Below are 19,105 nucleotides of genomic sequence, written 5' to 3'. Positions count from 1 at the left end.
GTCGCGTCGCGCCTTGTACTCGGCGTCACTTAGTACGTCCGACGGGGCCGGACCGGTTCCGCCGACGGGGGCGAACGATGCGTACGCGGTCGCGCAGGCGCGTGAGCCGGGGGGAGCGCTCGCGCTGTTCACGGGTGCAGCGGTCGAGCTCCTCCAGCAGTCGCTGGGAGCGGTGCTCGGTGTCCAGCTCGTCCAGCATGCGGTTGACCTCCGTCAGCACGGCGCCGTGCAACTGCCAGTGGCTCGGGTCGCGCTGGACGTCCTCCAGGAGCAGTTGGGCGAGCTTGTCGCGGGTCGCGACGGCGGTCGACAGCTCGGCGGCGAGCCGGTCCTCCGCGGACTCGGCGCTGCGGGTGACGTCGGTGGTGACCAGCACCGCGAAGCTGACCACCGCGTCGCCGATCTCGGCCAGCAGCCGCTCGATGGCGGCTCCCGCCTGCGCCGAGAACAGCGGACTCGGTTCCCGCTCCTTGGCGAGGTCGGTGAGGGTACGGGCCAGCACCCGCAGCACCACCGTGCAGATCTCCAGCGTGTCCAGGCCGGTGCGCAGCACCACCCGGTGCAGCAGGCCCTCCCGTACGCGCGGATTGAGCTTCAGGCTGTCCTCGGCCTGCTTGAGGGCCGCGTCCACCTCGACGATGTCGAAGTCCAGCTCCCGGGCCTCGTGCAGCCGGGCCGCCGCGGCCTCCGCCGGAGTGCGGCCCGCGGCCTGCTCGCCGACCCGTATCATCAGCCGCCGCATCCGCCGGGCCAGGTCCTCGATGGACTCACCGGCTGCCTCCACCCAGACCGGGGGAGCGAGCAGCAGGTTGAAGGCGAGTCCGACGACCGCGCCGATCAGGGTCTCCAGGATCCGTGCCCAGGCCGTGTCGCCGACCCTGGTGACGCCGAGCACCAGCATCGCGCTGATGGCCACCTCGGGCACGAACTCGCTCACCCGCACCAGATGACCCACCGCGAGCGAGGCCAGGATGATCAGGGCGAGGCTCCACCAGGTGAGGCCCACCAGGACACTGAAGCCGATGGCGATGACGACGCCGGCGACCACCGAGTTCACCCGGCGGATACCAGTGGTGAGGGTGGAGTAGAGGGTCACCTGCACGACCAGCAGGGCGGTCAGCGGAGCCGTCAGGGGCGCCGCCTCCGTGCTGAGTTGCAGCGCCACCACATAGGCCACCGTGGCGGCCGCCGCCGACCGCACCGACTGGACGATCACCGGGTCCTGTTGCCACTTCGCGACCCGTGTGTCGATCAGGCCCCACACTTCACGTACGTCTCGCATCCTTGCGCTGTTCCCGTTCCACTGGCGCCCCGAACTCCTGACCGAGGACAGTAGTCACCTGGGTGATCGCACGGGAGGACGGAAGACCACAAGGTCAGGGCGGGTTCAGTCGTACAGCTTCACCAGGAACGCGGACAGATTGCCCACCGTCCGGGCGATCTGTTCCTCCACGGTGAGGCTCTCCTCGAAGCGGCTCCCGCTCGCCAGGGCCTTCTTGCCGCGCACATAGAGCGAGCACGCCAGGTCGGCGCACATGTACACGCCGACCGAGTTCCCCTCCCGGCCGGCCGCGCCCGCCTTCCGTGCCGTCATCAGGGAGACCCCGCCGCCCGGATGCGTCGTCAGGCACAGCGAGCACATGCTGCGGTGCAGGAACCCGCGCCGCGCGGAGGGGAGCCGCAACGCGACACCGGAGAATCCTCCCTCGCGCTCCGCGACCAGATAGCTGCGGTCGGGCGCACCGGGATCCCGCCAGCCGAGGAAATCGAGATCCGCCCAGGGCCGCTGCTCCAGATCGCGCGGCACGAAGATCCTCTTCGCCTCCCCCTTCGAGCAGTTGACGAAGGAGGTGCGGATGTCCTGCTCGGTGAGTGTCTTCATGACGGCCTGTTCTCCGGTGAAGTGAAGCGGGTGATCGTCTTGGAACCTAGGGATACTAGGTTTTCGCCTAAGGTACGCGGACTTCCGGAGAGGGGCCAATGGTTTTTGAGGTGGCTGGAGCCGGCTACTCCGTCGGTGGGTGCGGCGGTCGGGGGGCCACACGCCCGGAGGAGAGCACCTGCACGGGCGGCGGCCCCGGCCGACGGTGCCGCCTTCGTCCAGCACCGGATCGCCGCCGAGGCCGACGAGGTGTGGGAACTGCTGGCCGCCGGCGCCGGGTGTACGTCTGCGGCGACGGCTCCCCCATGGCACCTGGCGTCCGCGGGGCCCTCCGCACGATCCACGCCGAGCGGAACCCCGGCGCGGACTCGGGCCCCCGGCTGGACGAGCTCATCGCCTCGGGCCGCTGTGTGGAGGACGTCCACGCGGCCGGATGAGCGGTGTGATCGTGGGTGCCCACCTGGCAGAGTGGGCCCCCACGCGCAGGCCGACGAGGGGGATCGCAGTGGACGAGCAGGAACGTGCGCGGCTGGCACTCGCGGCGGCGGGGCTGCCGCCGGAGAGTCTCGCCGAGCGCCGGCCGCTCACCGGCGGCACGTACAACACGGTCGAGGAACTGCGCCTCGCCGACGGTACCCGGCTCGTCCTCAAGGTCCCTCCGCCGCCCACCACGCCCGGCCTGGCCCACGAGCGCGAACTCCTCGCCGCCGAGGCCGAGTTCTGCCGGGCCGCCGCGACCGTCGACGTCCCCGCTCCCCGCGTGGTCGGGGCCGCCTTCGACGAGAGCGCGCCGGCGGGCCGCCACCTCCTGCTCACCCACTGCCCCGGCACCGGCTGGGACGGGCCGCCCACCGGCCGAGAAGCGGCGCTGCGACGGGAGCTGGGCGGCCTGGTCGCCCGGCTGCACCATGTCACCGGCCCCGGCCCCGGCCCCGGCCCCGGCCCCGGCCCCGGCCCCGGCCCCGGCCCCGGCCCCGGCCCCGGCTACGGCTATCCCAGCGGCGCCCTCGGCCCTCTCGCCCTCGACTGGCGCACCGCGTTCACCGCCATGTACGAGGCCGTCCTCGACGACGCCGACCGCTTCGGCGCCTGGCTGCCCCGCCCCCTGGACGAGGTGGCCCGTACGGCTAAGCTCGCGTACGACGCCCTCGACGAGGTGACCGTGCCGCGCCTGGTCCACTTCGACCTGTGGCCGGGCAACATCCTCGTGGAGCACGGCGATACCGCGCGCGTGGGCGGACTGATCGACGGCGAGCGCATGTTCTGGGGCGACCCCGTCGCGGACTTCGTCTCGCTGGCGCTGCTGGAGGATGTCCGGGAGGACACCGACTTCATGACCGGATATCAAGAGGCGGGTGGTGTCGCCGAGTTCACGCCGTCGGCCGCCCGGAGGTACGCCCTCTACCGCAGCTACCTCGACCTGATCATGCTGGTGGAGACGGTGCCGCGCGCCATGGGCGGCGACGACCTCGCCTGGCGGCGGGAGCGGGTGGCCCCGCATCTGACGGCCGCCCTGGACGAGCTGGCCGGGGGCGCCTGACACCTCGTGGACACCGCGTGGTTTGAGCCGATCGGGCCGAGGTACCCGCGCGCGGTGCACGACAGCAGGAAGGAGCGCGCCGTGGACGATCACCGCCTGGAGGGTCCCGGCGAGCACACGGACCCCATACCGAGGGACATGCCCGACCAGCAGGCGACCGCGGGCGAGGACCCGTGGGAGGCGGCCCCGACGCGTGCCGCCGCCGACGAGCGTGACGGAGGTGCCGCCGACGAGGCCACCGACGTGCCCGACACGGACGAGGCCGGTACCGGACGGCAGGGCGCCCCGCGGTCGGGCTCCGCCAACCCCGAGCAGCCCGTACCCGACGAGCCCTCCGGCTGACCCACGTCGCCCGACCCTCGTAGGTCGGCTCTCGGCCCCTCGCTCCCTGGCCCCTGCAGAGACTCGGCGCCTCCCCGGTGGGACCCGGGGAGGCGCCGTCGTGTCCGGGCCGCGTCCGGCGTGCTCAGCCGACCTTCCGGCCCCGCAGCGGTTCTGTCTCCGCCCCGGCGCCGTGCCGCAGCCCCTCCAGGAACTCCTCCAGCACCTCCACCGACGTGCGCTCGGGCCGCCAGCGCAGCTCGTCGCGGGCCTTCGAGCAGTCCATCAGCGGCAGCCGCAGCACGGCGTCGAAGAGGTGCGGCGAGGCGGGCAGCAGCCGCAGGTTCCACGCGGCGGCGATCGCCGAGCGGGCCGCGACACGGGGCAGCCGCACCGGACGGGACCCCAGCACCTCGCTGAGCAGCGCGGCGTCCACGGGTGACTCCGCCGCGATGTTGAAGGCACCACGGGCGTCGGAGTGCAGGGCCAGCCGGTACGCGCGGGCCGCGTCGTCGGTGTGCAGGGCCTGCACCTTCAGCCCGGGGATGTCGGGCAGGAACGGCAGGAGATCGGGCCGGGCCAGCTGCCCCGGCAGGAAACGCCCGCCGAAGATACGGCGCTGCTCGCTCGCCGACTCCCGTTTGAACAGGATCGCGGGCCGCATCCGCACCACCCGCACCCTGGGGTGCTCGTGTTCGAAGGAGTCCAGGGCCCGCTCCAGATACGCCTTCTCCCGGCAGTACGCGGCGTCCGGCCAGCCATGCGTCGGCCACGACTCGTCGACCGCGCGGCCCTTCGGCCCGGGGGAGTAGGCGCCGACGGACGAGGCGTGCACCAGTGTCGGGACCTCGGCCTTCGCCACCGCCTCGAAGACCCGGATGCTGCCCAGCACATTGGTCCGCCAGGTGGCGGCCGGGTCGTGTGTCGGCTGGAACGCCCAGGCGAGATGGACGACCGCGTCCGCCCCCTCGAACTCCTTGACCAGATCGGCCTCCTCGGACCCGACGTCCACGGCCGACCAGTCCGTCTTCGCCGGGGACCGGTCGGGGATCCGCCGGGCCAGGCCCCGTACCCGGTCGACCCGCGCGTCCTCCGCGAGCAGCCGCACCAGACTCGTCCCCACATTGCCGGTGGCGCCGGTGACCACGATCCTGCCGCCGGATTCTCCGTTCACCGCAGACTCCTCTCGCGCACTTCGATCCCTCCGGAGCCGCCCACGAGTACCCGGGCCCGGAGGATGCACGCGGCCACTACCGGCCACACGGGACGCGGCGCCGCCCGCCGACTCCGCCGATCCCGCCCGGGTCAGTCGCTCGGCGTACGTGGCCCGGATGCGAACCCGCAGGAGAGTGACGGCGCCCGCCAGACGGGAGCGGACGGCATGTCCGCCGAGGCCCGCGCCCACCGGGCAGCGTTCGGTGCCTGATCACCCCGGGCAAGGAGAAGCCCCGACCGGGACGGGGGAATCACGGTCGGGGCGGTCTGTGTGTGGGTGCGGATGGCCGTCGCCTCTCGGCGAAAGGCTCCACAGGGCTTCAGCCGAACGATCGTCCCTGTGGGCAAAAGGTGAGGCCCGGGGACACTGTCCCATCCACACCCACGGCTGGTTCAACGGGAAACTACCAAGGGGTGTTCCTTCCGGTCCGGACAATGGCGGTGATCTGTGTCACGTTGTACCGGGCTGCCCACAGCGGCTGTCACCAGGTCATTCCTCCCGGCCCAGCGGACTCTCCTCCAGGGCGGCCAGCAGATGGGCCGGATTCCGGAACACCGCCTCCGCGCCGGCCGCCTCCAGTTCGGGCCGTGGGATGCCTCCGGAGAGCACGGCCACACAGCGCACCCCGGCCCGGGCGCCGGCCCGCATGTCCCAGACGGTGTCCCCGACGAACACCGACAGCTCGGCCTCCGCCCCCGCCAGCTCCAGGGCCTGCTCGACGGGGTCCGGCGCCGGCTTCCCCTGGGCCACGTCGTCGGCGCTGGCCGTCGCCGCGATGGCGTCGTCGGCCCCGATGGCCCGCCGCAACGCGGCCAGCTCGGCCCCGCCCGCCGAGGTCGCCAGCACCACGCTCCAGCCCTGCCCGTCGAGTCGCCGCAGCAGCCGCCCCGCGTCCGGCAGGGCGGGCAGCCGCTCGAAGTACGTCCCGTACAACGCCTTGTGCGCGGCGCTCAGAGCGTCCTTCTCCGCCGGATCCCGCTCCTCACCCAGCAGCTGCGTGATCAGGTCCCCGGACGGCAACCCCACCGCCCGATGGACGTCGTGCATGGCCACCTCGTGCCCACCCTGGCGAAACGCCTCCCACCAGGAGACGACATGCAGATGATTGGTGTCGACGAGGGTCCCGTCGACGTCGAAGACAGCAGCTTTTCCCATGGCTCACCTTTCTCGAAGACGATCACATCCGCGCCCCTCAAGGGGCGCGGGGAACTGCGTGACCAGCCACAACCCCACCCGCGCCCGCCGACGCGCCGAACCCCCGAGCTCTCAGGCACTCACCACTCCCTCCGGCACCTCCCGATCACGCGCCCACCTCACCACCTCATCCACCCCCCACGTCGTCACCACCCGCTCGGCCGGCACCTCGCACTCCTCCGCCCGAGCACACCCGTGCACCTGCCACGTCAACTGCCCCGGTGCGTGCGCGTCCGTGTCGATCGAGAACAGCACCCCCGCCTCCACGGCCCGCCGCAGCAGCCGCCGCGGCGGATCCAGCCGCTCCGGCCGGGAGTTGATCTCCACGGCCGTCCCGGTCTCCGCGCACGCCGCGAACACCGCGTCCGCGTCGAACTCCGACTCCGGGCGGCCCCGCCCGGTGACCAGCCGCCCCGTGCAGTGCCCGAGCACGTCCGAATGCGGATCACGTACCGCGGCGACCATCCGCCGGGTCATCGCCCGGGCGTCCATCCGCAGCTTGGAGTGGACGGACACCACCACCACGTCCAGCCTGTCCAGCAGCTCCGGCTCCTGGTCCAGCGAGCCGTCGTCGAGGATGTCGCACTCGATGCCGGTGAGGAGCCGGAACGGCGCCCAGGTCTCGTTCAGCGCGGCCACCACGTCGAGCTGCTCCCGCAACCGCTCCGGGGACAGGCCACGGGCGACGGTCAGCCTGGGGGAGTGGTCGGTGAGCACCGTCCACTCGTGGCCGAGGCGCGCGCCGGTCCGGCCCATCTCCTCGATCGGGCTGCCGCCGTCCGACCAGTCGGAGTGCACATGGCAGTCGCCCCTGATCAGCTTCCTCAGCTCCGCGCCCGCGTCACCCTCCGTGAGCGGAGCCTCGGCCCCCTGCTCCAGTTTCCGCAGGTAGCCCGGCACCTCCCCGGCCAGCGCCTCGCGCGCCACCTGCGCGGTCCTCGGCCCGACCCCCTTCAGCGACTCCAGCGAGCCCGCGGCCGCCCGCTCGGCGACCTCGTCGGCCGGCAACGCGCCGAGCACGGCGGCGGCCGTACGGAACGCCCGTACGCGGTAGGTGGGGGCCCGGTCCCGCTCCAGCAGGAAAGCGATCCGGTCCAGGGCCTCGACGGGATCCATGGCACCTCCAGCCTCCCGCTTCCAGCGTCACCCAGGCCCCGGGTACCCGCACGACGGCCGGACGATCACAGGCGCCGTCGGACCGGCCCGTCCCGTCCTCACCCCGTCACCCGCCGCCGGACCGCTCTACCCTCGAAACATGACCGAAAGCGCGAGCCCCTACATTTCCCATCCCCGGGTCCTGGTGCTCGGGGTGCAGCCCGGTACGCCGCCGTTCCGGATCGTGGAGATCGACGGCCAGGTGGTCGGCGAGGCGAAGCGGCTGACGGACGTCCTCCAGACGGCCGCCGCATACGGAGTCGTCGTGCACGACCTCGACGATCCCGACCAGGTCCGATGGGTGGGCGGCGACAAGTTCACCTGGACGCCGCGCTAGCCCGCCCGGACGCCGGACCGGCCTCCTTGCGCCGGCCCACCCGCAGACGCCGGCCCCAGGCGCCGCGCGGCCCCTTCGGCTGGCCCGTCCCCTTGCCCTGAGCAGTTCCCTTGCCGCGAGGCGCCCCCGTGCCCCGCGCCGGTGTCCCGCCCCGAGCCGGTGCGGGCTTCGGCTCTCGCGGCGCCCTGGCGTGTACGGCGCGGCCGAGGCGCCGGCCCAGCAGCAGATAGCCCAGCAGCGCGCCCGTGGTGTTGAGGATGACGTCGTCGATGTCGAACGCCCGTCCGGTGACCAGCGCGCCCTGCACCAGCTCGACCAGCAGCATCATCAGCGCGGTCAGGGCGGGCACCCGCAGCAGACCGCGCGCGCCGGGCGCCAGCACCGGCAGCAGGATCCCGAACGGCAGGCCCAGCACGATGTTCCCGCCGATCTGCTTGAGCGCGTCGCGCGCGTCGGGGTGGTGCCAGTACAGCTCCAGCGAGGCGCCGGGGCGGAGGTTGCTGTGGGTGAGCGCCTCCGACGCCGGGGACGGCTGGAGGGTGAGCCCGGCCAGTACCGCGCCGAACGCCACCATCGCCAGGAAGGCCAGGGCCATCGCCAGCAGCCGCAAGGGCAGCGGGAGCGGTCGTGGCCCGCGCTCGGCCGCCGCGGAACGGCGGCCGGAGGTGGTGGAACGGGAACGTGACGTGGTGCCGGCCATGCGACCCTCCCGATTTCAACTTCCTTCTGTACCAGGCCTGTTACCCCCGAAGTGGTCCGCGATGCCCACCTGCGCGCCGTGTGCGGGAAGTCGCCGACCGGGCCCCGCCGGGTTTCGGCCCGCCCCTCGCGGGCATCCGGATCGCGAGTGACAGGGGCCCGCTCCCGTTCGAGGGACGCCGTCAGGCGCCCGGGAGCGGAGGGGCGTGGGAGGGCGCGCGGGTACGCCGGCCGCGGACGGGCCGTCGTACGGCGTGCCCTCCCCGCGGTGCGGGGAGGGCACTGATTTCCGGTCACGACCCGTACGTCACCTTCACCTCCTCGAAGCCGAGCGACTTCAGCAGTCCTTCGAGCATGTCGGTGGTGTTGGCCTCGGCCCGCTCCGTGAGCTTGCTCTCCTTCGCGGCGTCCCCGATGTGCTTGACGGCCAGGCGCTGCACCGCCTGTTCGCCGTTGGGGTTGTCCGAGAACAGGTCGCCGAGGCGGTCGAGCAGGCCGCGCTCCTTGGAGACGGCGTAGGAGTGCTCGGTGTCGAGGGCGGGTTTGCCGAGCTGGGCGTGCGGGAGGTCGATGGTGGCCGAGGTGCGGTCCTCGTTCATCTTCACGTCGTTCTCGCCGACCTTGCCGAGGTCGACATAGGCGTCCACGGTGCCCGCGCCCACGTACAGCGTGCGGGTACCGCGGATCGCGTCCGGCAGGTACTTGGCGTCCTTCTCCAGGTCGACGACCACCTGGAAGTTGCCCGAGGCGGCGTCGTAACGGCTCATGTCCTGGATGGACTTCAGGAGCGTCGGTCCCGAGCGGTCGTGCTCCTCGGTGCCGAACACGTCGTCCAGCCCTCCGAAGACCAGCATCCGCAGCGCGGCCAGCAGCACCACGATGAGGATGACCACGGCGGCGAGCAGCTTGGCCCAGCCGGGCACACGCGTGCGTTTGATGGACGTCGTCATGTCGACGGCCCTCCTTCCTCTTTCAACGAATGCCCTCAAAGACCGTGGAGGAACGCCCAGTTGGTGTTTGTTCGCCTAGCATGAGCCGCGCAACCCGTAATGATCATGTTCATGCGAGGAGCCGACCGTGCGTGACATCGCCGTCTTCACCGGCAGCGCCCACCCCGAACTCGCGGAGGAGGTCTGCGCGCACCTCGGGGTGCCGCTGAGTCCGTCCCGGGTGAGCCGGTTCGCCAACGACTGTCTGGAGGTGCAGCTCCAGGCCAACTGCCGGGAGAAGGACGTCTTTCTGGTCCAGCCGCTGGTCACGCCGGTGCAGGAGCACCTCGTCGAGCTGTTGCTGATGTGCGACGCGGCGCGCGGGGCCTCGGCCGGCCGGATCACCGTGGTCATGCCGCACTACTCGTACGCCCGCTCGGACAAGAAGGACGCGCCGCGGATCTCCATCGGCGGCCGGCTGGTCGCCGATCTGATGGTGTCGGCGGGCGCGGGCCGGGTGCTCGCCATGACGCTGCACTCGCCGCAGGTGCACGGCTTCTTCTCGGTGCCGGTCGATCATCTGCACGCGTTGCGTGAACTGGCCGCGCACTTCCGGCGCTACGACCTGACGCGTACGACGGTGGTCTCCCCGGACCTGGGCAACGCCAAGGAGGCGGCGGCGTTCGCGCGGATGATCGGCGCGCAGGTCGCGGCGGGTGCCAAACAGCGGTTCGCCGACGACCGGGTGAGCATCAGCTCGGTGATCGGCGAGGTCGCCGGACGGGATGTGATCGTCCTGGACGACGAGATCGCCAAGGGCAGTACCGTCCTGGAACTCCTGCAGCGGCTCAGGGAGTTGGGGCCGCGCTCGATCCGGGTGGCCTGCACCCACGGGCTGTTCGCTGCGGGCGCTCTGAAGCGGCTGAGCGAGCAGCCCGACGTGCTGGAGATCGTCTGCACCAACACCGTGCCGGTCCCTGTGGAGGAGCGCACCGACAAGCTGAAGGTGCTCTCCATCGCCCCCGCGCTCGCGGAGGCCGTCCGCCGTATCCACAACGGCGAGTCCGTCAGCGCCCTGTTCGACGCGCCCGTGGGAGGCGAGGGCTGACGGCCGGAGCGGGGTCATAACGTGCCGGACGTGGCCTCCGGCTGTCCCAGGGCCGCGTCCAGGGACGAGGCGGGCGGCAGCAGCCGGGCCAGGCCGGTGACCTTGAGGACGCGCAGGGTGAGCGGATGGGTGCAGACCAGGCGCAGTTCGCCGTCGCGGTCGAGTACCCGCTGCCGAGCCCGGTAGAGCAGTCGCAGCCCGGAGCAGTCGAAGAACTCGACGTGCCGGAGGTCGATCACGATCCGGGCGCCGGGGCGGCCGGTCTCCGTGTCGAGATGCGGAATGATCTCCACGGCCGCCGCGATGTCGATCTCACCGTGCAGTTCGAGCACGCTGTGGCCGCGGTCCGTGCGAACGCGCAGGTACCCGGTCGCGGGCGGTGTGGGGTCGCTCGACACGACGGCATCGCCTCCTACCGGACTCTGTGAGGGTGTGAGGGCAAAACCCTTCCCCGCCCTGCAAGTTACCCTCGTCAGAGTGAATTTCAGCATGTTCGATTGACATATGTCTTCGATTTCTTCGGCATGAAGTCCGGAGTTTTGCGCAGTGCCCCCTACGACAGCGCGTGCCATGCTTTGGACAGTGCCTGCCGGAGCTGGTCGGCCTGGTGCGGGGTGAGGTCGCTGATCATGCGTTCCTCCAGGTCGCGCACGGGCCCCGCGACGCGGGCGAGCAGCTCGCGCCCCTCGTCGGTCAGCAGGATGAGCAGCTCGCGCCGGTTGCGTGGATTGCGCTCCCGGCGCACGAGCCCCCGGTTCTCCAGGCTGCGGACGAGATCCGCGACGGACTGGGCCGTGACGAACGAGTCGCGGGCGAGCTGGGCGGCCGAGAGCCCGTCGTGGCGCTGGAGGACCGTGAGCGAGGTGTACTGCAGCGCCGTGATCCCGGCCGGCTTCACCAGATCGTCCAGGCGGGAGCGGACAACGAGCTCGACCTGCTTGACCATGTAGAGGAGCGAAGGAGGTGCCTTGGTGCCGACCATGCGGTCAGCGTAAAGCATTGACAGGAATCCTGGGCGTGGTGAAACTGCGAACCAACAGGATTCCTGTTGGTTGAAGATTTAGCGATCAAGGCTGGACCAAAGCTGAGGAGTGGGCAATGACGACCACCTTCGAGAGCGAGCCCGGGCGGCTGTTCATCGGTGGGCAGTGGGTCGAGGCGAGTGACGGGGCGCGGACCGACGTGATCGACCCGTCCACGGGCCAGGTGGTCACGACCGTCGCGGAGGCGGGCGCCGCCGACGTGGACGCCGCGGTGCGCGCCGCCCGCGAGGCCTTCGACAGCGGCGGCTGGTCCGGGCTGAGCGGCCGTGAGCGCGGCCGGATCCTGAACCGCGTGGCCCAGCTCATCAGGGAGAACGCCGACGAGATCGCGGCGATCGAGAGCCGCGACGTCGGCAAGCCCATCACGCTGGCCCACGCCGTCGACGTGACGAACGCGGCCAACGACTACGAGTACTACGCCTCCCTCGCCTGGACCCTGGACGGCTCCGCCCGCGACGTCCCGAACAACCGCCTCGCCTACACGAGGCGCGGCCCGATCGGTGTGGTCGGCGCGATCACCCCCTTCAACTTCCCGCTGATCCTGGCCGGTTCGAAGATCGCCCCCGCGCTCGCGGCCGGCAACACGGTCGTCCACAAGCCGGCCGAGGAGACCCCGCTCAGCGCCCTCTACATGGCGGGCCTCCTCAAGGAGGCCGGCGTCCCCGACGGCGTCTACAACGTCGTCACGGGTACGGGCCCGGTCGCGGGCGAGGCGCTGCTGCGCAACCCCGGCGTCGACAAGATCGCCTTCACCGGCTCCACCGCCACCGGCCGGCACGCGGCGAGCGTCGCCGGCGAGGGGCTGAAGCAGGTCACCATGGAGCTGGGCGGCAACGCGGCGCACGTCGTCTTCGAGGACGCCGACATCGAGAAGGCCATCGGCGCCATCATCAAGGGCTTCGTCTTCAACACCGGCCAGTTCTGCATGGGCGGCCCCCGGCTGCTGGTCGCCCGTCCCGTCTACGAGACCGTCCTCGGCATCCTCGCCGACGCGGTGCCCGGCGTGCCCCTCGGCGACCCCCGGCAGCCGGAGACCGTCATCGGCCCGATGGCGGGCGAGCGGCACCTGAAGAAGGTCGAGGAGTACGTCGAGCTGGCCCGCAAGGAGGGCGGCCGCATCGTGTGCGGCGGCGAGCGCCTGGACCTCGACGGCGGCTACTACTACAAGCCGACCGTCATCGCCGACCTCGCCAACGACTCCCGGGTCGTCCAGGAGGAGGTCTTCGGGCCGGTCCTCACCGTGCAGCCCTTCGACTCCGAGGACGAGGCCGTCGAACTGGCCAACTCCACGCCGTACGGCCTGGCCTCCGGCATCCAGACCACGAACCTCACCCGCGCACACAGGGTGGCCGACCGCCTCCAGGCGGGCATCGTCTGGGTCAACGACTGGCCGATGCTCGACCCCGCCGTGCCCTTCGGCGGAGTGAAGGCCTCCGGCTTCGGCCGTGAGTACGGCCCCGAGGCCCTGGAGTCCTACACCAAGGTCAAGTCCGTCGTCGTCTCGCTCGACTGAGCACCTTCCCCGGGATCCCCGGTGAGCCGCGGGACCGATCCGGTGGCTCACCGACGAACAAGGAGTTCATGAGCATGTCCACCACCACACGTGCGGCCGTGGTCGAGTCCGGGGGCGCGCCCTTCACCCTCTCCGAGGTCGTCCTCGACCAGCCCGCGCAGGGCGAGGTCCTGGTCCGGATGGTCGCGGCCGGGCTGTGCCACACCGACCTGGGGGTCGCCAGCGGCGGGCTGCCCTTCCCACTGCCCGGCGTGCTGGGCCACGAGGGCGCCGGTGTCGTCGAGGCCGTCGGCCCGGGCGTCACCGCCGTAGCCCCGGGCGACCACGTCGTCCTGTCCTTCACCTCCTGCGGCGGCTGTCAGAACTGCCGCGACGGTCACCCGGCGTACTGCGCCACCTGGCTGCCGCTGAACCTGCTCGGCGGCCGGCGTGCCGACGGCACCAGCACCATCAGCCGTGACGGCCAGGACCTCGGCGGCCACTTCTTCGGCCAGTCCTCCTTCGCCGAGCGCGCCCTGGTCGACGAGCGCGGCCTCGTCAAGGTCGACCCGGACGTCCCGCTGGACTCCATCGCTCCGCTCGGCTGCGGCGTCCAGACGGGCGTCGGCGCCGTCTGGAACGTGATGGAGCCCCGCCCGGGCAGCGCCGTCGTCGTCCTCGGCGCCGGAGCCGTGGGCCTGTCCGCCGTGATGGCGGCGAACCTGACCCCGGCGACCACGGTCGTCGCCGTGGACAAGGTCGGCGAGCGCCTGGAACTGGCGAAGGAGCTGGGCGCCACCCACACGGTGAACGCCGGCGACGTCGCCGACATCACCGAGGCGATCATGGAGATCACCGGCGGCCGGGGCGCCGACGGCATCGTGGAGACCACCGGCAGCGTCGCCGTGCTCCGCAAGGGCGTCGACGCCCTCGCCGCGCGCGGCACCCTGGTCATCGTGGGCGCCCCGCCGTTCGGCACGGAGGTCTCCCTCGACGTCAACGGCATGCTCGGCGGCAAGCGCGTCGTCGGCCTCACCCTCGGCGACAACGAGATCCAGACCGCCATCCCGGTCCTCGTTCAGCTCGTCAAGGAGGGCAAGCTGCCGCTCGACCGGATGATCAGCCGGTACGAGTTCGAGGACATCGACCGGGCGGTCGCGGACATGAGCGGCGGCCGGAGCATCAAGCCGGTGCTGACCTTCTGACCCGTGGGCCCGCCGGGCGTCCCGACGCCCGCGAGCCCGCCCACCGCCTCCGACAACCGAGAAGCCATCTCCCGCCGGGGCACGTTCTCCCCGCGTGACCTCGGCCCTGTGGGTGACCTGCACGCCAGGTCACCCACAGGGCTGTCGGGGGCATGAGGCATCGGAGCGAGAGAGGGCGGCGTACGCCCGGGGGCGCTCAGCGGCTGCGGTGCAGCGCGACCAGCAGCTGCCACGCCTGGTCGGCGATCTCCCGCGGGGTGCCGTCCAGCAGACCGTGCAGCCAGTCCGCGAGGACCCCCGCGAAGGTGGCCGCCACGGCGGAGGCCACCAGCGGCGCGTCCGCGGCCCCCGCGAGCTCGCGTTCACGCAGGCTGTAGGCGCGCAGGTCCCGGTGCAACACCCGGCCGAGCGGTCCACCGCCGCCGGGCGCGAGCAGCGCGCGGTACAGCGCGGCGTGCGGGGCGAGACCGGCGAAGAACTCCGGCAGGGCGTCCGGCGCCCGCACCGGGTCGGGGCGCCCGCGCCAGGCGTGCAGCGCCTCCACGGCCTCCCGTACGACATCGGCGCAGGCGTCGACCGCCAGCGCCTCCAGGTCCGGGTAGTGCACGTAGAACGTGGCCCGGCCGACCCCCGCCCGGCGGACCAGCGCCGCCACGCTGACCTCGTGCAGGGGGTGCCGGGCGCACTCGTCGAGGAGGGCCTCCCGCAGCCTGGCCCGGGTGCGGGAGGCCCGGGGGTCCTCCGTGCCCCGGGGCTCCTCGGGGGTCATCCGGCGGCGAGGACGGCGGCCAGGGCCAGGGCGCCGGGCAGAGCCTGGGCGACGAGGATGCGGCGGTTGGCGGTGGCGGCGCCGTACACGCCCGCGACGATCACACAGGACAGGAAGAAGACCTGTGCCCGGAAGCCGGTCGGGTCGTCGGCGATCAGGCCCCAGACCAGACCGGCGGCGAGGAAGCCGTTGTAGAGGCCCTGGTTGGCGGCGAGGGAGGCCGTCCGCCGCGCCATCTCGGCGTCCATCCCGTGGAAGGACATCCCCGGCTTCTTCTGCCACAGGAACATCTCCATCACCAGGATGTACGCGTGCAGCAGGGCCACCAGCGCGACCAGCACGTTCGCCAGGATCTCCATGGTCAACAGACTCCGTCGTTCACTCGATGTTTCCCGAACTTCTTGGACAGGTGCCCACTATAGCTGGACGACTGTCCAGGAAGGCCAGTCGGGGAGGCGTCGGCGTCGACCGGTGCCGACGGATTGTCAGAGCCGACCGCTAGGTTCCGGTCCATGAGTGCGCAAGAGGTGATCGTGCGGCGTGCCCGCGCCGAGGACGTACCGGGGATCGTCGTCTCCAGCTCCCTGCTGTTCGCCGAGGACGGCGGGGAGCGGGACCCCGGCCTGAACGTGGACTGGCCGCGCCTGCACGGCGCCGAGGCCTTCACGGCCGCCCTGAAGGACCCCGCCAGGCTGCTGCTGGCCGCCGTGCGCGACGGCGAGGTCGTCGGTCATCTGTCGGGATCGATGTCCGGCCCCACCACCATGCGGCCGGTCGCATCGGCGACCCTCATGGCGCTGTACGTCCGGCCCGAGCACCGGCGTTCCCGGGTCGGGGCCCGCATGGTCGACACCTTCCTGGCGTGGGCGCGGGAGCGGGGCGTGGCGCACGCGGAGGTGACCGCCTCGGCCGCCAACGCCGACGCCATCCGGTTCTACGAGCGCGAGGAGTTCCGTCCCCAGGCGCTCACCCTGCGGCTGAACCTGTAGCCGGCGGGTACCCGGGGAGCGTATGGGCGGCGGCGGACCGTCCCCCGCGCCCGGGATCCCGTACGGAGGAGACATGGCACTGGTACAGGCGGGCCTCGCGGTGCTGGACTGCGCCGAGCCGGAGAAGCCCGCGGTGTTCTACAAGGCACTGCTGGACGCGCGGGAGACGGACGCGACCGCCAACCGCGTCGAGATCGAGGGCGCCTGCGGTGCCCGGATGGCGTTCCGCCGCGACGTCAACGCCACCCCGCCCAGCTGGCCCCGGCCCGAGAACTCCCTCCAGGCCCATCTCGACTTCTACGTCGAGGACCTGGACGAGGCCGAGCGGCTGATCGTCTCCCTGGGCGGGCGCCCGGTCGACACCAAGGAGGCGAGCGGACCCTTCGAGGAGCGCGGCTACTCCGACCCCGCCGGCCACTCCTTCACACTGCGCCGCGAACACCCCACGGCCCCCAAGCAGGGCTAGGCAGGGTCAAGGGCCCGGAAGGAGCTCGGGTGGCCCGTGCGCGGGCCACCCGACCTCTTTGGGAACGTCAGTCCCGGCCCCCCTTCTGGTCGGCCGGCCACACCCCGGTGGACCGCTCGATGGCCTTGGCGCCCGTGCGGTCCACCGCGCTGCGCACGACCGCGAAGATCGCACCCTGGACGGCCGCCGCCAGCAGGATCTCGCCCCAGCCCCGGTCCCGGTCGAGCGCGTCGGGCGCGTCGTCCTCGTGCCGGATCAGCTTCCAGGTCTTGCGGAACGCGGCCGAGGCCACCGCACCGCTCACCCAGCCCAGCGCGAAGCCGAGCGGCTTGTAGGCGACAGGCAGCTTCTTCTTCTTGGACATCTGGTCCTCCTCCTTCGCGTGCGGATGGTCGTGCGGCGACGGCGTCCGGTCAGGGACGACCCCGCGGGGCCACGACCTCGGCGGCGGGCACCGGCCCCGGCGGCGTGCCGTCGCCGAACGGGCTGCCGCCCAGGTCCTCCCGCCCGTGGGGGGCGAGCCAGCCCGCGAGATCGGGCCCCAGCGGCACCACGGCGGTCGGGTTGATGCCCGTGTGCACCTGGTAGTAATGCCGCTTGATGTGGTCGAAGTCGACGGTGTCCCCGAACCCGGGGGTCTGGAAGAGGTCACGGGCGTAGGCCCACAGCACCGGGTCCTCCGCCAGCTTCCAGCGGTTGCACTTGAAGTGACCGTGGTAGACGGGGTCGAAACGCACCAGCGTGGTGAAGAGCCGGATGTCCGCCTCCGTGATCGTCCCGCCGACGAGATAACGCTGCCCCGCCAGCCGCTCCGACAGCGCCTCCAGCCGCCGGAACACCCCGGCGCAGGCCTCCTCGTACTCCTCCTGCCCGGTGGCGAAGCCCGCCCGGTACACGCCGTTGTTGACGTCCTCGTAGACCTCGGCCATCACCGTGTCGATCTCCTCGCGCAGGGCCTCGGGGTACAGGTCGGGCGCGCCCGCGCGGTGCAGATCAGTCCACTCGGTGGCGAGGTCGAGGGTGATCCGCTGGTAGTCGTTGGTGACCAGTTCGCCGCTCGGCACGTCCACGACCGCGGGAACGCTGACCCCGCCCGGGTAGTCGCTCTCCCGGGCGTCGTACGCCTCCTTCAGGAAGCGGATGCCCAGCACCGGATCGCGGCCGCCGGGGTCCAGCGTGAACCGCCAGCTCCGGTCGTCCTGGATCGGGTCGACGACGGCCATCGGCAGGGCGTCCTCCAGCCCCAGCAGCCGCCGGGAGATCACCGCCCGGCTCGCCCACGGGCAGGCACGGCTGACCACCAGCCGGTAGCGGCCCGCCTCCACCGGCCAGCCGTCGCGGCCGTCGGCGGTGATCCGGTCCGCGAAGTGGCTCCTGGACCTTTTGAACGCCTTCCGCCCGTACGCCTCGTTGCCCTCACCGACACTCATGCCGTCCGTCCTCCCGGCCATGTCCGGATACGTCTGCCCTGAGAGGAGTTCCCCGATTTCCGCGCCCCCCACGGTGTGAGCGCGACCGGTCGGGGCAAGCGGCGAAAGTGACCCGGACACCACAAGACACCGAGACGAAGGACGAGCGGGGCGGGGCGGTTCTCGAAGGACCGGGGACCCGGGAACAGAGCGGGACACGGCAACAGGGAGAGACACGGGCCGATCGCAGGACCAGGATCACCGTCCTCGTCGCCCTCGGCGCCAACCTCCTGATCGCCGTGGCCAAGACCGTCGGCGGACTCCTCGCCGGCTCGCCCGCGCTGTTGTCGGAGGCCGCGCACTCGGTCGCCGACAGCCTGAACGAGGTCTTCCTCCTCGCCGCGCTGCGCCGCAGCCGCCGTCCCGCCGACGCCCGGCACCCCTTCGGCTACGGCAAGGAGCGCTTCTTCTGGTCCCTGCTGGCCGCCGTCGGCATCTTCGTGATGGGCGGCTGCTTCTCCTTCTACCAGGCGGTCCACGCCCTGACGGGCGAGAGCACGGACTCCTACGGCGGCTACGTCGCCGGAATCGCCGTGCTCGGCGTGGCCCTCGTCTCCGAGGGCGCCTCACTGCTGAGGGCCCTGCACCAGGTGCGGCGGGAGGGCGGCGTCGACGGACTGCGGGACCCGGCACTGCGCACGGTGGTCGCCGAGGACGGCACGGCGGTCCTCGGGGTGACCCTCGCGATCGCCGGGATGGCCCTGCACATGGTGACCGGCGAGGTGATCTGGGAGGCGTCCGCCTCCTTCGCGATCGGGGCCCTGCTCGTGTACGTCGCCTACTGGCTCGGCCGGGACGCCCGCGAACAGCTCATCGGGGTCGCCGCCGACCCCGAACCCAGCCGGAAGATCCGCTCCCTGCTGGAGGTACAGCCCGAGATCGACACCGTCGAGGCCCTGCTCACCATGCAACTCGGCCTGGAATCGACCCTGGTGGCCGCCCGCGTCGACCTCGTCCCCGGCCTGGACAGCGAGGAGGTCGAGCTGGTCGCCGTCCGTATCAAACGCTCCATCGCCCATGTCGTCCCCGAGGCCGACCAGATCTTCCTCGACGTGACGGAGAAGACGGGCCCCGGAGAGCGGGCAGGAGAAAACCCCGCCGCGACGGGGGAACGCGGCGGGGCCTGAGACACGGGTGCCCGGCCCTTCGGGGAACATGCGTGGCCGGGTGAAGTTTTTGTTTGTCGGGCGCGGGTCCGGTGGGGGCTTCTCGCGCGGTTCCCACCGGACCCGAGAAAGCAGGGCCGCAGCCCCGCTTTCTCGGGTTCCGAAGAGCACGGGGCGCAGCCCCT

22 protein-coding genes and 1 pseudogene are annotated in these 19,105 nt (G+C 71.9%); 10 read left to right on the top strand and 13 right to left on the bottom strand.

Annotated elements, in window-relative coordinates; genetic code table 11:
- Positions 1 to 25: 25 nt before the first annotated feature.
- Positions 26 to 1,282 (bottom strand): aromatic acid exporter family protein, encoded by a 1,257-nt coding sequence (locus tag P8T65_RS04680; RefSeq protein WP_316724127.1) that lies wholly within the window; start codon positions 1,280 to 1,282, stop codon positions 26 to 28.
- Between the two features lie 105 nt (positions 1,283 to 1,387).
- Entirely contained in the window at positions 1,388 to 1,882 is a 495-nt protein-coding gene (locus tag P8T65_RS04675; protein WP_316724126.1) for an FBP domain-containing protein, read from the bottom strand.
- Positions 1,883 to 2,059: 177 nt separating this feature from the next.
- Between P8T65_RS04675 and P8T65_RS04670 the strand changes: the two are divergent.
- The 3 genes and pseudogenes from P8T65_RS04670 to P8T65_RS04660 all read left to right on the top strand — a co-directional run.
- A pseudogene (locus tag P8T65_RS04670) lies at positions 2,060 to 2,319 on the top strand (hypothetical protein); the annotation flags it as partial.
- 68 nt (positions 2,320 to 2,387) lie between these two features.
- A complete protein-coding gene (locus P8T65_RS04665; protein WP_316724125.1) occupies positions 2,388 to 3,422 on the top strand; it encodes an aminoglycoside phosphotransferase family protein in 1,035 nt (344 codons plus the stop codon).
- A gap of 81 nt (positions 3,423 to 3,503) precedes the next feature.
- Complete coding sequence (locus P8T65_RS04660) at positions 3,504 to 3,764, top strand: hypothetical protein (protein WP_316724124.1); 261 nt, start codon at positions 3,504 to 3,506, stop codon at positions 3,762 to 3,764.
- Positions 3,765 to 3,888: 124 nt separating this feature from the next.
- On the opposite strand, the gene P8T65_RS04655 is transcribed toward P8T65_RS04660, so the two are convergent.
- From P8T65_RS04655 to P8T65_RS04645, 3 genes are all read right to left on the bottom strand, one after another.
- Positions 3,889 to 4,917 carry an SDR family oxidoreductase gene (locus tag P8T65_RS04655; RefSeq protein ID WP_316724123.1) on the bottom strand — a complete coding sequence of 343 codons (1,029 nt, stop codon included), beginning with the start codon at positions 4,915 to 4,917 and terminating at the stop codon, positions 3,889 to 3,891.
- Positions 4,918 to 5,448: 531 nt separating this feature from the next.
- Positions 5,449 to 6,114: an HAD family hydrolase gene (locus tag P8T65_RS04650; protein ID WP_316724122.1), complete on the bottom strand. Its 666-nt coding sequence runs from the start codon at positions 6,112 to 6,114 to the stop codon at positions 5,449 to 5,451.
- Between the two features lie 111 nt (positions 6,115 to 6,225).
- Positions 6,226 to 7,269 carry a PHP domain-containing protein gene (locus P8T65_RS04645; RefSeq protein WP_316724121.1) on the bottom strand — a complete coding sequence of 348 codons (1,044 nt, stop codon included), beginning with the start codon at positions 7,267 to 7,269 and terminating at the stop codon, positions 6,226 to 6,228.
- A 139-nt stretch (positions 7,270 to 7,408) separates the two neighbouring features.
- On the opposite strand from P8T65_RS04645, the gene P8T65_RS04640 reads away from it, so the two are divergent.
- Positions 7,409 to 7,645, top strand: a complete 237-nt coding sequence (locus P8T65_RS04640; protein WP_184902644.1) for a hypothetical protein — start codon at positions 7,409 to 7,411, stop codon at positions 7,643 to 7,645.
- Here the strand turns inward: P8T65_RS04640 and P8T65_RS04635 are convergent.
- A complete protein-coding gene (locus tag P8T65_RS04635; RefSeq protein WP_316724120.1) occupies positions 7,626 to 8,345 on the bottom strand; it encodes a VanZ family protein in 720 nt (239 codons plus the stop codon). The two genes, P8T65_RS04640 and P8T65_RS04635, sit on opposite strands and share 20 nt — an antisense overlap.
- A 292-nt stretch (positions 8,346 to 8,637) precedes the next feature.
- Positions 8,638 to 9,294 carry a DUF4230 domain-containing protein gene (locus tag P8T65_RS04630; protein WP_184902648.1) on the bottom strand — a complete coding sequence of 219 codons (657 nt, stop codon included), beginning with the start codon at positions 9,292 to 9,294 and terminating at the stop codon, positions 8,638 to 8,640.
- 127 nt (positions 9,295 to 9,421) lie between these two features.
- Here P8T65_RS04630 and P8T65_RS04625 point away from each other — a divergent pair, with 127 nt between their 5' ends.
- Positions 9,422 to 10,381, top strand: coding sequence for a ribose-phosphate pyrophosphokinase (locus P8T65_RS04625; RefSeq protein ID WP_316724119.1), 960 nt, complete (start codon positions 9,422 to 9,424; stop codon positions 10,379 to 10,381).
- Positions 10,382 to 10,395: 14 nt separating this feature from the next.
- On the opposite strand, the gene P8T65_RS04620 is transcribed toward P8T65_RS04625, so the two are convergent.
- Both P8T65_RS04620 and P8T65_RS04615 read right to left on the bottom strand, forming a co-directional pair.
- The gene (locus P8T65_RS04620) at positions 10,396 to 10,779 is read right to left on the bottom strand and encodes an anti-sigma factor antagonist (RefSeq protein ID WP_316724118.1); all 384 of its coding nucleotides are present in this window, start codon (positions 10,777 to 10,779) and stop codon (positions 10,396 to 10,398) included.
- Between the two features lie 155 nt (positions 10,780 to 10,934).
- The gene (locus P8T65_RS04615) at positions 10,935 to 11,363 is read right to left on the bottom strand and encodes a MarR family winged helix-turn-helix transcriptional regulator (RefSeq protein WP_316724117.1); all 429 of its coding nucleotides are present in this window, start codon (positions 11,361 to 11,363) and stop codon (positions 10,935 to 10,937) included.
- A 116-nt stretch (positions 11,364 to 11,479) separates the two neighbouring features.
- Here P8T65_RS04615 and P8T65_RS04610 point away from each other — a divergent pair, with 116 nt between their 5' ends.
- Positions 11,480 to 12,937 (top strand): aldehyde dehydrogenase family protein, encoded by a 1,458-nt coding sequence (locus tag P8T65_RS04610; RefSeq protein WP_316724116.1) that lies wholly within the window; start codon positions 11,480 to 11,482, stop codon positions 12,935 to 12,937.
- Between the two features lie 74 nt (positions 12,938 to 13,011).
- Entirely contained in the window at positions 13,012 to 14,121 is a 1,110-nt protein-coding gene (locus P8T65_RS04605; protein WP_316724115.1) for an NAD(P)-dependent alcohol dehydrogenase, read from the top strand.
- Positions 14,122 to 14,317: 196 nt separating this feature from the next.
- Here P8T65_RS04605 and P8T65_RS04600 read toward each other — a convergent pair whose 3' ends face one another.
- Both P8T65_RS04600 and P8T65_RS04595 read right to left on the bottom strand, forming a co-directional pair.
- Entirely contained in the window at positions 14,318 to 14,890 is a 573-nt protein-coding gene (locus P8T65_RS04600; protein WP_316724114.1) for a TetR/AcrR family transcriptional regulator, read from the bottom strand.
- Positions 14,887 to 15,249 (bottom strand): DUF1304 domain-containing protein, encoded by a 363-nt coding sequence (locus P8T65_RS04595; RefSeq protein ID WP_184904046.1) that lies wholly within the window; start codon positions 15,247 to 15,249, stop codon positions 14,887 to 14,889. The genes P8T65_RS04600 and P8T65_RS04595 overlap by 4 nt, the downstream gene beginning before the upstream one ends.
- A 153-nt stretch (positions 15,250 to 15,402) precedes the next feature.
- Between P8T65_RS04595 and P8T65_RS04590 the strand changes: the two genes are divergently transcribed.
- Together P8T65_RS04590 and P8T65_RS04585 are read left to right on the top strand one after the other, a co-directional pair.
- Entirely contained in the window at positions 15,403 to 15,879 is a 477-nt protein-coding gene (locus P8T65_RS04590; protein WP_316724113.1) for a GNAT family N-acetyltransferase, read from the top strand.
- Between the two features lie 73 nt (positions 15,880 to 15,952).
- Entirely contained in the window at positions 15,953 to 16,345 is a 393-nt protein-coding gene (locus P8T65_RS04585) for a VOC family protein (RefSeq protein ID WP_316724112.1), read from the top strand.
- A 67-nt stretch (positions 16,346 to 16,412) separates the two neighbouring features.
- Here P8T65_RS04585 and P8T65_RS04580 read toward each other — a convergent pair whose 3' ends face one another.
- On the bottom strand, positions 16,413 to 16,709 hold the full coding sequence (locus tag P8T65_RS04580; RefSeq protein WP_316724111.1) for a DUF4235 domain-containing protein: 297 nt from the start codon (positions 16,707 to 16,709) through the stop codon (positions 16,413 to 16,415).
- 49 nt (positions 16,710 to 16,758) lie between these two features.
- On the bottom strand, positions 16,759 to 17,775 hold the full coding sequence (locus P8T65_RS04575) for a glutathione S-transferase C-terminal domain-containing protein (protein WP_316724110.1): 1,017 nt from the start codon (positions 17,773 to 17,775) through the stop codon (positions 16,759 to 16,761).
- A gap of 107 nt (positions 17,776 to 17,882) precedes the next feature.
- Here P8T65_RS04575 and P8T65_RS04570 point away from each other — a divergent pair, with 107 nt between their 5' ends.
- A complete protein-coding gene (locus tag P8T65_RS04570; protein ID WP_316724109.1) occupies positions 17,883 to 18,941 on the top strand; it encodes a cation diffusion facilitator family transporter in 1,059 nt (352 codons plus the stop codon).
- Positions 18,942 to 19,105 lie beyond the last annotated feature (164 nt).

The organism is Streptomyces sp. 11x1, from assembly GCF_032598905.1.
GTDB lineage: Bacteria > Actinomycetota > Actinomycetes > Streptomycetales > Streptomycetaceae > Streptomyces.
The sequence above is the reverse complement of the archived record's forward strand: the minus strand, read 5'-3'. Positions and strand labels throughout refer to the sequence as shown.

What these genes read in the sequence shown, in the direction of transcription:
- P8T65_RS04680 (WP_316724127.1), bottom strand. Translation starts at nt 1,282, where the DNA reads ATGCGAGACGTACGTGAAGTGTGGGGCCTGATCGACACACGGGTCGCG.
- P8T65_RS04675 (WP_316724126.1), bottom strand. Translation starts at nt 1,882, where the DNA reads ATGAAGACACTCACCGAGCAGGACATCCGCACCTCCTTCGTCAACTGC.
- P8T65_RS04650 (WP_316724122.1), bottom strand. Translation starts at nt 6,114, where the DNA reads ATGGGAAAAGCTGCTGTCTTCGACGTCGACGGGACCCTCGTCGACACC.
- P8T65_RS04645 (WP_316724121.1), bottom strand. Translation starts at nt 7,269, where the DNA reads ATGGATCCCGTCGAGGCCCTGGACCGGATCGCTTTCCTGCTGGAGCGG.
- P8T65_RS04640 (WP_184902644.1), top strand. Translation starts at nt 7,409, where the DNA reads ATGACCGAAAGCGCGAGCCCCTACATTTCCCATCCCCGGGTCCTGGTG.
- P8T65_RS04635 (WP_316724120.1), bottom strand. Translation starts at nt 8,345, where the DNA reads ATGGCCGGCACCACGTCACGTTCCCGTTCCACCACCTCCGGCCGCCGT.
- P8T65_RS04630 (WP_184902648.1), bottom strand. Translation starts at nt 9,294, where the DNA reads ATGACGACGTCCATCAAACGCACGCGTGTGCCCGGCTGGGCCAAGCTG.
- P8T65_RS04615 (WP_316724117.1), bottom strand. Translation starts at nt 11,363, where the DNA reads ATGGTCGGCACCAAGGCACCTCCTTCGCTCCTCTACATGGTCAAGCAG.
- P8T65_RS04610 (WP_316724116.1), top strand. Translation starts at nt 11,480, where the DNA reads ATGACGACCACCTTCGAGAGCGAGCCCGGGCGGCTGTTCATCGGTGGG.
- P8T65_RS04605 (WP_316724115.1), top strand. Translation starts at nt 13,012, where the DNA reads ATGTCCACCACCACACGTGCGGCCGTGGTCGAGTCCGGGGGCGCGCCC.
- P8T65_RS04600 (WP_316724114.1), bottom strand. Translation starts at nt 14,890, where the DNA reads ATGACCCCCGAGGAGCCCCGGGGCACGGAGGACCCCCGGGCCTCCCGC.
- P8T65_RS04595 (WP_184904046.1), bottom strand. Translation starts at nt 15,249, where the DNA reads ATGGAGATCCTGGCGAACGTGCTGGTCGCGCTGGTGGCCCTGCTGCAC.
- P8T65_RS04590 (WP_316724113.1), top strand. Translation starts at nt 15,403, where the DNA reads ATGAGTGCGCAAGAGGTGATCGTGCGGCGTGCCCGCGCCGAGGACGTA.
- P8T65_RS04585 (WP_316724112.1), top strand. Translation starts at nt 15,953, where the DNA reads ATGGCACTGGTACAGGCGGGCCTCGCGGTGCTGGACTGCGCCGAGCCG.
- P8T65_RS04580 (WP_316724111.1), bottom strand. Translation starts at nt 16,709, where the DNA reads ATGTCCAAGAAGAAGAAGCTGCCTGTCGCCTACAAGCCGCTCGGCTTC.
- P8T65_RS04575 (WP_316724110.1), bottom strand. Translation starts at nt 17,775, where the DNA reads ATGAGTGTCGGTGAGGGCAACGAGGCGTACGGGCGGAAGGCGTTCAAA.